At 38.1% G+C, this 15282-nt stretch carries 14 protein-coding genes and 1 pseudogene; 7 read left to right on the forward strand and 8 right to left on the reverse strand.

Going from position 1 to position 15282, the window contains the following annotated elements; translation table 11 throughout:
• Window positions 1–10: 10 nt before the first annotated feature.
• Window positions 11–664, reverse strand: a complete 654-nt coding sequence (locus tag L0Z67_RS03250; protein WP_016708230.1) for a cation transporter — start codon at window positions 662–664, stop codon at window positions 11–13.
• Window positions 665–746: 82 nt separating this feature from the next.
• Between L0Z67_RS03250 and cadR the strand changes: the two genes are divergently transcribed.
• The 7 genes and pseudogenes from cadR to L0Z67_RS03285 all read left to right on the forward strand — a co-directional run bounded on the left by cadR (window position 747) and on the right by L0Z67_RS03285 (window position 7172).
• Window positions 747–1136 (forward strand): Cd(II)/Pb(II)-responsive transcriptional regulator, encoded by a 390-nt coding sequence (gene cadR / locus L0Z67_RS03255; protein WP_016708229.1) that lies wholly within the window; start codon window positions 747–749, stop codon window positions 1134–1136.
• 131 nt (window positions 1137–1267) lie between these two features.
• A complete protein-coding gene (locus L0Z67_RS03260) occupies window positions 1268–1843 on the forward strand; it encodes a recombinase family protein (protein ID WP_062566150.1) in 576 nt (191 codons plus the stop codon).
• An 11-nt stretch (window positions 1844–1854) separates the two neighbouring features.
• Entirely contained in the window at window positions 1855–3615 is a 1761-nt protein-coding gene (locus L0Z67_RS03265) for a P-loop NTPase fold protein (protein ID WP_075594017.1), read from the forward strand.
• A 1-nt stretch (window position 3616) separates the two neighbouring features.
• The gene (locus L0Z67_RS03270) at window positions 3617–4504 is read left to right on the forward strand and encodes a hypothetical protein (RefSeq protein ID WP_075594018.1); all 888 of its coding nucleotides are present in this window, start codon (window positions 3617–3619) and stop codon (window positions 4502–4504) included.
• Window positions 4497–5831, forward strand: coding sequence for a Qat anti-phage system QueC-like protein QatC (gene qatC / locus L0Z67_RS03275; RefSeq protein WP_100912783.1), 1335 nt, complete (start codon window positions 4497–4499; stop codon window positions 5829–5831). Before L0Z67_RS03270 ends, qatC begins: the two co-directional genes overlap by 8 nt.
• Window positions 5828–6559: a Qat anti-phage system TatD family nuclease QatD gene (qatD, locus tag L0Z67_RS03280; RefSeq protein ID WP_062566148.1), complete on the forward strand. Its 732-nt coding sequence runs from the start codon at window positions 5828–5830 to the stop codon at window positions 6557–6559. Before qatC ends, qatD begins: the two co-directional genes overlap by 4 nt.
• Window positions 6560–6610: 51 nt before the next feature.
• Window positions 6611–7172: pseudogene (locus tag L0Z67_RS03285) on the forward strand (manganese efflux pump MntP family protein).
• A gap of 1 nt (window position 7173) precedes the next feature.
• Here the strand turns inward: L0Z67_RS03285 and L0Z67_RS03290 are convergent.
• The 7 genes from L0Z67_RS03290 to L0Z67_RS03320 form a co-directional block, all read right to left on the reverse strand.
• Entirely contained in the window at window positions 7174–7392 is a 219-nt protein-coding gene (locus L0Z67_RS03290; RefSeq protein ID WP_062566147.1) for a GDCCVxC domain-containing (seleno)protein, read from the reverse strand.
• Window positions 7380–7769, reverse strand: coding sequence for an organomercurial transporter MerC (gene merC / locus L0Z67_RS03295; protein ID WP_016708222.1), 390 nt, complete (start codon window positions 7767–7769; stop codon window positions 7380–7382). Before merC ends, L0Z67_RS03290 begins: the two co-directional genes overlap by 13 nt.
• 60 nt (window positions 7770–7829) lie before the next feature.
• Window positions 7830–8207, reverse strand: coding sequence for a MerR family transcriptional regulator (locus L0Z67_RS03300; RefSeq protein WP_016708221.1), 378 nt, complete (start codon window positions 8205–8207; stop codon window positions 7830–7832).
• 239 nt (window positions 8208–8446) lie between these two features.
• A complete protein-coding gene (locus tag L0Z67_RS03305; protein WP_016708220.1) occupies window positions 8447–8911 on the reverse strand; it encodes a hypothetical protein in 465 nt (154 codons plus the stop codon).
• Window positions 8908–10992 carry a hypothetical protein gene (locus L0Z67_RS03310; RefSeq protein ID WP_045979590.1) on the reverse strand — a complete coding sequence of 695 codons (2085 nt, stop codon included), beginning with the start codon at window positions 10990–10992 and terminating at the stop codon, window positions 8908–8910. The genes L0Z67_RS03305 and L0Z67_RS03310 overlap by 4 nt, the downstream gene beginning before the upstream one ends.
• The gene (locus L0Z67_RS03315) at window positions 10989–13760 is read right to left on the reverse strand and encodes a hypothetical protein (protein ID WP_062566146.1); all 2772 of its coding nucleotides are present in this window, start codon (window positions 13758–13760) and stop codon (window positions 10989–10991) included. The genes L0Z67_RS03310 and L0Z67_RS03315 overlap by 4 nt, the downstream gene beginning before the upstream one ends.
• Window positions 13744–15234, reverse strand: coding sequence for a site-specific integrase (locus L0Z67_RS03320; RefSeq protein ID WP_045979589.1), 1491 nt, complete (start codon window positions 15232–15234; stop codon window positions 13744–13746). The genes L0Z67_RS03315 and L0Z67_RS03320 overlap by 17 nt, the downstream gene beginning before the upstream one ends.
• Between the last annotated feature and the right edge of the window lie 48 nt (window positions 15235–15282).

Below are 15282 nucleotides of genomic sequence, written 5' to 3' on the forward strand. Positions count from 1 at the left end.
TCCATCTCCTTTAAGAACATGATTTTGATTTACTTCCACTACAGCTATTGTTTTCGCTTGTTAACTCTGCGTTGCTCAGCTCTTTCTTCGCATCAGTAATAATCAGGTAAGCCCCTCTTAAAATTAGGGTTGCAATCACACTACCAATCACAATGTCAGGCCAGCGAGAATCAAGTAGCATCACTAAAACACCAGCAGCAATGACCCCCAAGTTTGCGATCACATCGTTGGCTGAAAATATCCAGCTTGCACGCATATGGACTTCACCATTGCTTTGCATTCTGATTAAAACTAAACAAATGACGTTTGCTATTAATGCTACAAAACCAAAGCCGATCATGAACCAAGAGTGAGGCTCACCTTCTCCGAGTCTTCTTACTATGTCAAAGATTACCAGTATTCCGAGTGTCAGCTGAAAGTAACCGCTGATAAGGGCTGCATTGGCTTTATGCTTTAAAGATCGGCTCACGGCATATAGAGCAATACCATAGACAATTGCGTCAGCCAGCATATCCATTGAATCTGCTATCAAAGCCGTTGAGTTTGCATATAGGCCCACAGTAATCTCAACGCAGAACATAACCGCATTAATACCTAGCAACCAATACAGCACATGTTTTTGTTTCGCATCTTTTAGTTCGACTTCGCAACCACAACCACTCATTGCACGGCCTTAGTTATTTGCTTGATAACTTAACTATAAAGTCTATAGTGACTATAGAGTCAAGATTTAGGACTAAAGTTTTATGAAGATAGGTGAACTTTCAAAAACGACAGGGTGTTCGATACAAACAATTCGGTATTACGAGAAAGAAGGGTTGCTTTCAACTCCTGAACGTACTGAAGGGAATTACAGGTTATACGGTGAACGGGCTTTAAAAGAATTAGAGTTTATAAAGCATTGCCGAAGTTTGGATATCCCTCTAACAGATGTTAAACGCCTTATGGAACTGAAAAATAAGCCAGAAGAAAGCTGTGCAAGTGTTAATAAGCTCATTGCTCAACAATTGGCCTTAGTTAACAATCGAATGAGAGAACTCAAAGCACTAAAAGCTGAGCTTCAACAAATGGCAAGTTTGTGTACAACTGAAAACACCATTGAAGCGTGTGGAATAATTAAGTCACTTGATAGTTAGAATTGTCATTCATTTTCTATCCGTGTTGTGTACGAATAACTATATTTTATTACGTTCATGTACGAAATTTATTTAATGTACTTTCGTTCACTTGATTGTTAAGATGTACGAAAGTTACAGGTTTCGTACATATGAAAGTTGGTTTTGCAAGAGTCTCAACTAAAGAGCAAGATTTAAATATTCAACTGTCCAAGTTGGACGCTCATGGCTGTGAAAAAATATTTCAAGGAAAACAGTCAGGTGCTTCCATTAGAAATGAAGAAAAGCTAAAGGAACTCATCGATTTTATCAGGGAGGGTGATGAGGTAATTGTTACTCGCCTTGATCGGCTAGGCCGATCATTAAAGTCTATTCTTGAGGCTATTGAAAGTATCCACAAAAAGGGGGCTTGTTTAAATATTATCGACGGCTCTCTCAATACTAAAAATGATAATCCGTTTGCCACCGCCATGATCAACCTATGTGGAGTATTCGCTCAACTTGAGCGGGATCTTATAAAAGCCAGAACCGCAGAAGGTCGCGAAGAAGCGAAGGCTAAAGGCAAACATATGGGTAGGTTGCCTGCTTTATCAGACAAACAAGCGAAAGAATTATATAAAGATAAATTAAATGGTGAATCGATCTCTGCATTAGCGAAGAAATATTCTGTTAGCCGCCCGACGGTTCATCGAACTATTGAAAGAATGGAACAAAAAAATAATAAATAAAAGGAGATGTTATGTGGTCTGATAAAGAGTCAAAAATTGACTTCTTAAACTTTAATGAAACGGCTGAGTCGATTAAAGATCTTATCACTGAAAAGGAATTAATGCCTATTAGTATAGGTGTCTTTGGTGATTGGGGCGCTGGAAAATCCACGATTCTTGAACTTACCAAAGCATCTTTGGAAACTGATGAACAAGAATATATACAAGTGCATTTCGATGCATGGACTTTCCAAGGATACGATGACGCTAAAGCAGCGCTATTAGAAACAATTGCATCTACTTTAGTAAAAAAAGCAGCAGACGATAAAAATCTAAGTGCAAAAGCAATAGAGTTTGCTGGACGAATAGATAAGATCAGACTGATGGGACTGCTAATGGATGGTGGTGCAGCATTAGCTGGTATACCGACTATGGGTGGTATACAGAAGATCATGGGACTATTCAGTGGTGGTGACGATGGTGAACTTGATGTTGATGATGTAAAAGGTGCTGTCGATGGCGCTAAGGATGTTGCGAAGAAAAACAAAGGTTTGATCAAAGATAAGAAATCATTCTCACCTCCTAAAGAAATTAAAGAATTCCGAAAAGCATATTCTGATCTGTTAAAGGAGTTTGATAAGCCACTTATTGTCTATGTCGATAATTTAGATCGCTGCTCTCCATTTAATGCCATTTCAACACTTGAGGCGATCAGATTATTTCTATTTTTACCAAATACCGCATTTGTCATTGCCGCCGATGAAGACATGATCCGTTTGGCAGTACCTGAATATCACAAAGGTGCATCTCAACGACATCAAACTGATTATTTAGACAAGCTTATTCAAATTCCTGTGCATGTACCAAGGCCCGGTGTTCTTGAGATAAGGGCATATTTAATGATGCTCACCGCTCAAGACCACGGAGTGACAGATGCTCAGTTAGAAGCGATAAGATGTGCCCTTGAAGAATCATTAAGGCTTTCTTGGAAACAACCACAAATTACCGTTGATGAGCTTCTTCAGGATCACGATATCGAAAAGCATTCAGGACTCAGAAGCAAATTTGTAGTTGCTGAACAGTTAGCTCCACTATTAGCTGAATCCACAAACATTAACGGTAACCCTCGCATAGTTAAGCGATTACTCAATCAAGTTAAGATGAGAAAGAAAACGGCTCACCGTCGAGGAATGCAGCTTGACGAGAAAACTATCACTAAGCTGGTAATTTTTGAGAGGTGCTTAGGCACTCAGGCTACTAACAAGCTTTATGAATTAATTGATAAGGAAAACGGATATCCAAAAGTTTTAGCGGATCTCGAAAATTCAGAAGTTGAATTTGATGAAATAAAGTTACCTGAAGAGTGGAAACTCGACCTAGCTTTTATTGATAAATGGTCAAAATTACCTCCAATGTTTACTGAGATGGATTTGACTCCAGCGGCGTATCTGAGTCGAGAAAGCATTCCAATGGGCGCTGTTAATGCGGTAATGTCAGGAGCCGCTCAAAAACTTGTAGAAGACTTAATGAAGCAAAAGGTAAGGGTCAGTGGCGTTAACTCTACTGCGATTACCACAACTCCTAAGGAAGAATACATGTCAGTCATGGATGGTTTGATTGAAAACTTTAAGTTGATTGGTGATTGGACTGAAAGACCTACAGGCATTTATGGAGCAGTGCTACTTGCCAAGCAGGATGATAAATGTTGTTTAAGTCTTCTTACATTCTTAAAAAGCTTGCCCCGACAAAGGTGGCTTAATCCAATTTTAAAAGAACTAGAGGGAACTAAGTAAAATGGGTACGTCCGCATCGTCAACAGGACCGAATAACAAGAGTCCGCTAATTCCATCGTGGGCAGAGCAAGGAGACCCCGTCACGATAGAACCTGCATCAGGTACTGATGGGGATGATCAAACAGGCTTTGACAGTGGTCAAGCAGATGATCAGAATGACAATAGTAACGATATTGACAATGACAAGGTTCAACAAGAAATCGGCGGTTCACCAACAGCAACACCGCCTCCAAATAGGTTTGCTAGTGCAAGAAGAGCATTTGGTAAGTACGCTCAAACAGGTGGATCAACTTCGGATCTAAGGCGTTCATTAAAAAGTTACTCTAGAAAAGGCTCTGGTGGAGGTAAGAGTACTAGCCGGAGACTAGCAAGCGGCATAACTGCTGGTTCTGGATTGCTTGGTTTCATGCGTGGCGACACAGTAACGGTTAATAATCAAAGCTTATCATTAGGTGATCTAACTGGGCTATCGACTGACCAAGCAATTGACAAAATTGCTAGCCATTTAGCGCCTCATAATGCCGATTCGGATGCTGTAAGAGTTGCGTTGGATTACGCACTAGAGGAAGCATTACCCGATACTGAAGAGTTTGATCCTAACAGTTTTACCGACGAAGTTATCCAAGAAGCCATAGGTTGTTATTTAACAGATCTTATATTTCAGGATGTGGTTGAAGGCATGGGCAGAGCTTGGTTTCATGTAGAGCCAGCAAGCAAGCATCATCAAATGGAAGTTGAATTAAGGGAATTAATAAAAGTGATCACACAAGAACAGTTAGACAAAGTAACTAATGGCAACCCCAGTACTATCAGTAAGGAAAATATTACTAAAATTCAAGCCGATGCTATTGCCATGACAGTTGATGAGTGGGAGAGCTTTGATGACTAATTTTTATTTTAATCATGACCCAGCTAACTTGCCTGATTTTTCTAATGATTGTCATCCTGTCCAGATGTTCCATACGCATCAAAATGACATCACTAAGCACAGCTTAGTGTCAAAACAACTACTACAAACAGTTCGTGATTTGGGATTGAATGTAGATGCTGATGCAATAGATCTGATAACAATTGCAACCGCTGTTACCGCCGCTGATACATTTGAATTGAGGGATAATGCAGAAAATGCATGGGCTAGAAAAATGCATTTACATGTTCCTGTTACCGATGAGGATATGTGGAATACTGTTGAGCCTGAACTAAGTTCTTTGCTCAACTTTCTAACGGGCGATCAATGGCAGTTTACTTTTGAAAAAACAACTATGCCGATGCCGACTCCTAAAACAAGTGAGCAAGCGAAAGCAAAAGCAAAATCATTAATTGGACTCAACTCAGTCTGCCTTTTTTCAGGAGGTCTTGATAGCGCAGTTGGTGCAATTGACATTTTAAACGGAGAGTCAGCCTTAAAACCGCTTTTGGTTAGTCACGCTTATCGTGGTGATGGCGCAAAACAGGAAGATATTAAGCATTTATTGTCCCCGCCATTCGGCGAATTGTCCTATTCAATGTCTCCTCATATTATCAAGCAGTTAGAAGGTAAAACTGACATTAGCATGAGGGGAAGAAGCTTCAACTTCCTAGCTATGGCGGTACTTGGTATATCAGCCTTAAGAAATGCTAATTGCGATAGCAGTATTGAAACTATTGTCGTCCCTGAGAATGGCTATATTTCTATAAATCCACCGCTTACCAGAAGACGGATTGGTAGCCATAGTACTAGAACTACTCATCCTAATTTTCTAAGCAGGCTTGAATCTTTGCTTAGAGACACTGGGTTTCATGTCAAATTTGTAAACCCCTATCAATTCAAAACTAAAGGTGAAATGTTAGCGGAATGTGTTGATCAAGACGCAATTAGAAAAGCAGTTCCTCTGAGTGTTTCTTGTAGTCATTGGCACAGAGAGCATAAACAGTGTGGGCATTGTGTACCTTGCCTTATTCGAAGAGCGTCAGTTTTTCATGCTGGTTTTACACAAGATGCGCCATACAAGACAAAGCGGTTGAGAGGTCTTATTAAAGAAAAAGATACTCGCGATGATCTCCAAGCGGTTCAAACTGCCATTATTAGATTGAAACAATCCGATAACTATCGTTCTTGGCTTCGAAAGTCAGGACCAATACCACAAGAAAAAGATATACGAGAAAAATTAGAATCAACTATTAAGCGAGGATTGGCAGAGGTTGAATTATTTCTCCAAGCGGATAAATCATCATGATGGATCTTCATTGCCATGTTGATTTATATCCAGATTATCAAGAGGTATTGAACGACATAAAAAGCAGTAATTATTACGTGCTATCAGTAACTACGGTGCCGTCAGCTTTTGAAGGTACTGTCCAGTTAACAAGTGACATAAAACACTGTAAAACGGCTTTGGGTCTGCACCCTCAACTTGCTCATTTAAGGAAAAATGAACTACCTCTATTCGATAAGCTAGTTGATAGAACTAGATATATTGGAGAAATTGGGCTGGATGGCTCAAAAGGTTATGCTGATTACTTTGATGATCAATTAGAGGTTTTTACGCATATTTTGAAAAAATGTGAAGGCTTTGATAACAAAATATTAACTATCCATAGTCTTAATGCGACAGGTGAAGTACTTGAACAACTTAAGTTATACCCCGATGCTGGTACTTCTATTCTTCATTGGTTTTTAGGTACTAAGAAGCAAGTTCTAGAAGCCGTCGAGCTAGGCTGTTTCTTTTCTATTGGGCCAGCCATGCTTACTTCAGCCAGAGCTAAAAAAGTAATATCGTGGATACCTCAAGATAGGATTTTACTCGAAACTGATGGCCCTTTCGCCAAAGTGGCGGGGAATATTCTGTTTCCTTCAAGTGTTGGCACTGTTACTGAATATCTGGCTGAAATTTGGTGTAAAAATAAGGCTTCGATAATTGAGCAACTGTCAGCAAACCTTAGGTGTTTAACATCAGTCAAGTAACTAATTATACGTCACGTAATCTTATAACAATTTTATTCAGGTTTAATCGATTTGTTTGAAGTATTTGTATTAGCTATAGCACTCAGTATGGACGTGTTTGCAGTATCCATAGGCTTAGGTTCTAAAAAAGTAGCAAATGCTGAAAAACTCTTTATTAAAGCCGTTGCTTATTTTGGATTTTTCCAAGGCTTTATACCTCTTTTAGGCTATTACAGCGGTAAAGGATGATCATCTTGGATTGAAGATTATGCACCTTGGATAGCTTTTATTTTGCTATTATTTATCGGTGGCAAAAATGATTTATGAGTCCCAATCTGAAGGAATTGAAGAAGATATTGCTAATGTTACTCATCGTGTGCTATTTGTTCTTGCTATTGCCGCCAGTATTGATGCAATGGCGGCAGGTTATGCAATCACATTGCTTGAGGTAGATATAGCCGTAGCTTGCTTGATAATAGGCGTCACGACGTTTGCCTTTAGCTAGATTGGTGTGAATATCGGCGAAAGAAGTGGCGTATGGCTGGAGTCTAAAGCTGAACTATTTGGTGGTTTAGTGTTAATCGCAATCGCATTTAAGATATTACTTGGTTGGCACAGAACCACCGAATACTAGGCTACTTACCTGAGCAACATGCATTGCCTTCTTGAATAGGAGGACACTTAACTGTTCCATAAGAGCAGTAAACGCAACAATCACCTTTGAACGGTTTAAGTAGTGCTTTACAGCTTTCGCATTCGTAATACCATTGGCAAGCGTTTGTAGGCATGGTTTCAACTTTGCTAAATCCACATTCAGGGCAAGTTATCTTAGATTTTAATTCTATACCTTGCATACTGGTTCCTTAATGGGCTTAACAATATCTAAAATAGACATTACGACCATCCAAATGATCCCAAAGTAAAATAAGTAAGTGCTCCAGTCGTATTGCCATAAAGGATAAAGGGTCAGCAATACTGCAATTGGGCCAATGACACTTAAAATGCCTCTTAATGACTCTCGATGTTGATACCAATTATAGAAATTAACTAACAACGCTAGTGAAGCAAATAATGGCAATAAGGTGTTCACCGCTATCCCTTCAAAATGTGAAAGAAAACCTAACCCAAGAGCAGATGCCAATGAGCCGAGCGCAGGAAAACATGCTGTGCAACTAAGGGCGGCTAGCCAAACGCCACCAGAACCTACTTTATCTAGAATTTTATTGATCATAACTATCTACCTCAATTTTTAAGGTAGTATAAACTCCGTACATAAGTACGGGGTCAATAGCTATTTAAGTGAATTTATTACCGGGCAGGATTGAGGGTCTTGATTGGCCTTGCAAGAATCTGTCATATCTTGAATTACTTTCTCTAACCGCTGTAAATCAGCAATTTTATTACGGATGAGATTAAGTTTTTGCAATCCCATCGATTCTATATCAGCGCAACTGCTACTTAGTGACATCAGTGATTCAATTTCTTTCAGCGTAAACCCTAATGCTTTAGCTTTCAGAATAAATTTGAGTTGATTAGCGTGTGTCTCGTCATACTTTCGATAACCTGATTCGGGTTTTGGAGGCTGCTCTATTAAACCTTGGCGCTCATAAAAGCGGATCGTTTCAACATTGATATCTAAATCTTTTGCCAGTTTTCCAATGGTTCTCATAAACATACTCTTTAGAAGCAGAGACATCATTATACAATTAATGCGGATTGCCTAAACTCAATTTTATTGCATGAACGGGGTCGCTAAGCGTCCGCTTTGTAGAATTAAGTTCACATATCCAGATCACTCTGACCGTCTCTTGTTCGCTCTTGCTGCCTGTCAGGTGAAGTCTAAACCTAATCAACAAAACTGTAAGATGAGATATGAGCTACTACATCTAATCTACTACTACATCTAATCTATTGTTTCGTTGAAACTAATTCAATAATTTCACCAGTAGACGTATCCACTCTTATTTCTGTATGTTGCCCTGAGTGCTGAAGTTGATTTTTTAAATCAGCATTAATCAGTTTGAGCTTATCTATTTCAGCGTACATTTCTTGTAATCGCACCAGTAGCTTTTCAAAATCCTTATCGATTTCCTTAGGGTCAATCTCGTTTTTTTGCTTTTCTTTAGCAAGCTTGCTTTTTAGTTCGGCTACCTTTGTTCTGAGTTGTTTTATTAAATTATCTTTATTTTTTTCTTCCCAAGTTAATTGAGCTTTTTCAATATTTTCTCGTAACTTTACCCATTTTTCTTCTTCTTTAGATAGATTTGCAATATTTCTTTTAGCTCTCGTTGCTACTGCATTTTTGGTTATCTTGCTGCCATCAGATTTCATCTCTTCAAAAGCACGTTTTATATCATCGTATGCGCTACTCATGCTTGTTCTCCTTGGTTTGTATGCGCTTTGCCTTCATCTAATACATAGTCAGCTGCTGCTATATTATTTTTCCAGTGAATAGCAAATAGCTCGTAATCTTCTTGCTCTTCTTTGGTTAATGCCGCATATGCCTCTAGTTTCTGCGTTGCTTCTTTTTTTATTATTTGCCAATTGACCTTGTGGCGTTTGGTAATGATTTTACTACCACAATACACACAGCCACTAGGGATTCCTGCTCCTTTTATCTTGCAAGCTTCTCCCGCAGTGCAGTACCCCGTAGGTAAGCCACGTATGTTTTTAATATTTTTGACGAGAAATTTTTTCAGTTCTTCAATTGAACTGAAATGGATCTGCTTAATCACAGTCGAATCTTTACTTTGACTATCAGTAATACCTATTATCAGATCTTTAGATGTTTTATTAATTTGCTCACCAGCACCACCTTTAAGTGATTGTGACTCGGCTTCATCTATTAACTCTTCTGCAACACGGTCAATTAAAATCTCATTAAACTCTTCAGTAGTTTTAATTAAAGTTGTTGAGGCCAAAAATGCTCTTCGAGTATAAACAAACGTCATTAGGCTAGTTAAATGTTTAAATTGATATCTAATATCATCAAGCTCACCTAATTTATTGGCAATGACAAAGTAGGCCAACGTATGTCGAAACATGTGAGCGGTTAATCTAAACGTATCGCCTTCTTCGTATGGGACACCTCTATTCTCTCCTCTAACCTCTTTGTAGTTAGATTCAAGGCGTTCAAGCTCTGCTATATCATCATCGTCTAGAGTTAAGTCAAAAAGCTCAATGTTTTCACTGTTTTTAACCTCAAATTTTGTGAATCGCCCAGCATCGCTAAAACTAACACTACAGCTACTATGTGAAACCCCGAAAAGACGGTTTCTTTCTAACCCTTCTTTCAAATTGTGTGCTTGACTACTTGTTATATTGGCTCTGCATGAAGAAAGTACAGCTTTTGCCCTTTCTTGCATACCGATCACATATTTTTCGTAAATACCAACACACTCATGTACTTCAGCGTTTGAAAACCATTCCATCTCAACCTTACTGTTGTCGGTTTTGGTCATAATTGCCGTAATGTAATAAATATCATCTTTGTAATTGGCACAGCCAACCTTGCATGTAAGTACTTCGTTATATCTCATACCTGTATAGGCCAAGATATTAATGTATGTGGCTAATTTTAAATCTTCTAATTCTTCGGATAATTGAATGAATTCCTCTTCATTGGGTAAGTTTCTTACATGTTTTGCTATTAGCTCACCTGTATTCATTTTGGGCGGTGGTTCAATGGAGCCTTCATGTAAACTATCTATTAAGCGTGCATTTAATTCTAGCCATCGTTCTATCTTATCCTTAGAGTTTTCAACTATTTTTTCTGCAAACTTCAGAATTTTTTTCATTACTTTAGTAGGAATGACAGGGTGCGAATAAGTGACTGGTCTCGGATGGTGTAACTCGTTTAGTTGGTTAAGCACATTAATAAAAACACTACACACCTTAGGGCCAAAAAGACGAAAGCTTCGTTGCACGTCAAATAGTTTAGTAAATGAGTGTGATTGTCTGTAAATAGCTATTTTCCCGACTTCATATAAATAGTCTTTTATGAGATTCCTAATAACTAAGTCAGATTTGAACTCCAACTCATGAAATGAGTGATAACCTCTTTGTCTTAAGAAGGCTGCAATTAAATTTAGATACGTTACATCATTTTGAAGTGTAGAGATTTTTAGAGGTTTACCGCCTACAACATCACCATGTGTGAGTTTAATTAGTGAATAAATTCGAATTTGATATGCTAATTCATCAACACCTTTAAAATTCACATTTCTTTGCGTTTCTTCATAGCTTATCCAAGTGTCATCGCCAAAGTGAATAGTGCCATGTTTAGCAATATTCAATGCTCTGTTTTCCCACAAAGCAATCGAATTAAAAGCGCTAGTATCATCAACTTTAAAATCTTCTAACACCTGAACCAAAGGTTTTATAGTGATTTGACCTGTATGTGTTTTTACAACAGCGATATCAAGTAGTTTTGTTTTAGTTATCTCTTTGGTCATAGCAAACCTGTGTTTTTCCAATGAGGATGAATACCCTCTGTTCTCAATAATTCTTTTCCATCAATCACAGCTTGAGCATTAAGCTTGGCAATATCAGTTAATATTTCGTTAACTCTATTTTTCAACTGCTCTATGTTTTCCAGTTGCTCTGTTACAGAGTCAAATGTTGCGGCTGAGTTTTCCATATCAGCAACAACAAAATCCCGGTATGACAAAAGTTTCCAAACATGCAATGCGTCAGCAACACAGCGATAGAACGGACACCACAAGCATGCGTTAAAGTCGGCACATGCATGCTCGTTTGTATCTCGCTGGTCTAATAATTTCCTGTTTTGAGATTCGAATGCCACTACTGCGGATTTATCTTTTGAGTTAATGCATGTGCCATTCGGGACTTTTTTACCGTCTTCTGGTGGAGTCTGCAAAATGATTACTTTGTCGGTAACATCGCGAACAAAATAGTCTGCCATTGTTTTTGTCGCTCTGTTGATTGTCATTGCAACATCTTTGTTATCTTGCATTAAATAATGACGCAAGAACGTTTCATAAGAGTGCTTGCCAGCTTTTTGATACCACTTAAATTCTTTGGCAACTTTTCGGTAAATGTAGTTAAGCCCTGATTTTCTGATCTTTTGCGAATTAAATACGATATCACACCCAAGCTCAGTCAATATCCTATCTATAGTGGTCTTGAAACGTGATGCTGTTAATAATTGAATCTTTACTTCTCCAATACTATTTACTTTGGGAAAAACAAAAATTCTTTTTGATAGGTTCTCAATAGAAGGGCGGTAAATAGACGTAAGTCTAGTCGCAGCCTTAATATCAAATATTACTGGTTCGACAACGTCGCCGTATAAGACGCCTTCTTTTTCTAGATCTTCGGCTTTAATTTCAAATTTATGCCATTGAGTTTGATAATTAGCTCGGCGTTTAAATAAACGAAGAGCAGGAGTTTTACTTGAATGTAATGGCGTGTTAAAGAAAAATAAGTCGTCAGTATCAAGCTCTAGCGTAGGAGTTGAATTCCAACCAGTTTTCAATATGACTTTTGCTGCATAAAGTGTAACTTTGTCTTTAATTGTGAGTAAGGTCTCAGAAAGCCCTTTTTCTATGTAATATGCTAATTCTACTACTTCTCTATATGAGTAGAGTTTATCTTGATTCTGAGATAGTTGCTCTTGATGTTGTGCAGTTAATTCGGTGTTGACCGGAAAGCTTTTAATAGTATCTAGACCATAAAACGATAGTAATTTGTCGATAGCGCTCTGATATTGATTACCAACAAAAACCGACAAATCGCCTTGTTTTGATTTTAGTTGAATTGCCTCTCTTATAGCCTTTAGTATCTCACAGTTATTTTCAACAAAAGCATGAACCCCATGACTGGCAATAAGCTTCATTTGTTCATCTGTTAATGATGATGCATTTTCTTTCAATGCTCTAGCCATACTACCTATGTAACCTTTGAGAGTGACGATACCTATGCTCTCGCCATCAATTCGCTTTGTAAAAACTTTATGGTATTCGACTAGGTTTTGATAAAATTTATAGGCATTGTCATATACCCACTCATGCTTCTGCCATTCGGTAGTGTCACTTTCTTTAAGGTAATAGCCCAATGAGTAGGGTAATAAACTTTCCTTTGCGATTTTTTCACCCGTAACAAAGTGGTAAAGGTCCAATGCAGCGTTTAGTAGCAGTAAAAACTGCTGGTTATTTTGAGTTTCTTCTTGGTAATGCTTATAAAGGTATTTAAATCCCTGAAGGCCATTTTCTGCAAACCCTTGAATTCCACGCTCACTAAGCAGCTTAATTATTGGTGATGCTACGCTACCAGCACTATTCAACCACCTTGGAAATGATAAAGTTGAGGATCTAACTCTTGTTGTATTAGCTTCCGAAGCGCTTGCTATCTGATTTTTCAAAAAAGCATCAACTTCATTGCCAAATTTGGATGATATGCTTTGTGCATACCCTATTACTTCGGCTTCAGTTTTAAATTGATTGACTCTAGCTTTACCCCACACATCGGGTAGTATAAATTTTAAAAAAGTACGGAAGTTGTGATTGCATATAAATGATGAAACGAATTCCCTATCCTGTAATGTTGCCAATAATGGCAGTTTGACGCGTTCAGTATTCTTAAAAGTATCATGTAGACAAAGATTTATAATAGCTGTCGCAGTTTTGAGGATATTGTCCCCAATAGAAGAATCTTTGAGGCTTAATTCTGGAAGGACGAGATAGTCCAGATATTTATTTAGTAATTTACGAATCTCTTTTACTTGATGGAATTCAAGTTCGAATAATTTAGTTATGTCGATTGAAGTAGCCCCATTTACTAGCCTAAAAGGAGCGTTGATAGCGTTATCATAAAAATGAAACTTAGCTAAGTTTTCTAAGGCTTCTTCTATACGAGTAGCATAACTAGGTAGCTTGACATCATTTATTTCATTAATGCAAAAGTATTCCAGTTCTTGCCAAATTTCAAAGTCTGATAGAGCATTTAATCCCGAAGTTTGAATTGATGTCGCAGTATCTGTACTAACCTTATTAAGGGCTAGAGGAAGAGTGTGTTGTAAACTGACACAAGCATTCCGCAAGCGACTCATTGAAATAGCAGTGTCGTCATCTGCGCTAATATTGTTTTCTTTGTCATATGCCCTGTTAAATAAAACGTCTAACTGTTTGGCTAGAACAATTGAATGAGGTTTAAATCTAGCAGGAATACGATTGGACTTCCGCGTTTTAACTTGCTGCTGCATCTTCAGCCTCACGCATCAGTAATTCGTCAACATCACCGTAGATATCTTTCACCCACTCTGACATTGCTCCGTATGCATCCACTGCTACACTTTTGGCAAAGTCGATGTAACGTTTGGTTGTTTTAAAACTTTCGTGACTCATCAAGGTCATTAGTGTCTGTCTGATGGAACTCTCCGATTCACCTTTGTCAATTAGGTATTTAGCGACATAAGTAGCAAAGGTAGCGCGTAAGTCATGGAATGTGCGTAATAGTATTTCTAATCCCTGCTTCCTTTGTTCTTTTCTAACTATGGAAATAGTATTCCCCGGTGTATCTTCGCTTATCCGCGATCCTGAACTATTCATAAACAAAGGAAGCGGATGTTCACTATTGTCCATACCATGATTAGTCTCATGTTTGGTACGTCGCTTCATATTTTGAATTGTCAAAGTGTGATTGTACAAAAGCTTCATTAGAACTCGCGCTATTGTTAATCTCACTGGCTTATGTCCTTTTCGTACAATGTTCAATTTTGGAATACGTTTCTCGTTTTCTTTTTCATCAGGATCAAAAAGGTCTTTCTGGTCGATGGCTGAAATCTCAAAAGAACGAAGTCCACCTAGCAAAGCACATTGCAAATAAAGCTTATAAGTCTCTTTTTGAGCCGTATCCGTCTCCAGCAACTGTTTAAGTTCTTTTGGAGAATATGGTTGTAGATCTTTTTCGGGTGAGTCTTCCTTTTGTTTCAATGTATTTGGAATGCTCAAATTACTAACCCACTTCCATAAGCCTCCAGAACGTGTGTTGCTAGTAGGTAATTGAAACAATGAACTTACACTTGATTTAGCTTTCGATTTAATACGTACCTGTTTGTATTCAAGTGAGAAGGGGAGGCTATCTATAGCCCCGCGCTTATGGCTCCATATATAGAATGCTTTAACAGCTCTAATTCGTTCTTGAGCGCTGTTAAAGCTTATGCGTTTAGACTTATCTTTGGTTTCGACTCTTTCACATAAATGTTTGTGATATCTCCACACAGGTAACCTAGAAATATCATCATCTACAGATTGTTTTGAAAGTGGTGCAGTTATTACTTCAAAATAGGATGCATCATCTTTATCCAACCAATCTAAGAAAGCTTTTAAGTGCTTAGCTATACTGCAAACAGACTTAACATCTAATGGCTTTCCCGGTTGGCTGGCATGATAAGCGTCACTAAAAGCCTCATTGTCTATTTGATTCTTTTTGAGACTGAAATGACCTTCAAAGCGGTGCATTAAAAATAAGTTCATTTCTTGGCATTCGGTGAAGCGAGTCGGGTGATATAGCACTGGAAAATTAGGTTCTATTTTATCGTGCCTATATGAGTGAGTTCTGATGCCTTTTTCAGTCTTAATAGGTTGCCCTGATTTATCGAGGTGAAAAGACATTCCTTTTCCAAAGTTGACTGATGCTTTAATTATTTTAGTTTTTGTTGTATTTCGAAGTATCATTTTCGTTCACCTTTGATTCTTAGCTAGAGTATGTGTGTAAAAACTTTT

The organism is Pseudoalteromonas sp. PB2-1 (assembly GCF_045040605.1).
GTDB classification, from domain to species: Bacteria; Pseudomonadota; Gammaproteobacteria; order Enterobacterales; family Alteromonadaceae; genus Pseudoalteromonas; species Pseudoalteromonas arabiensis.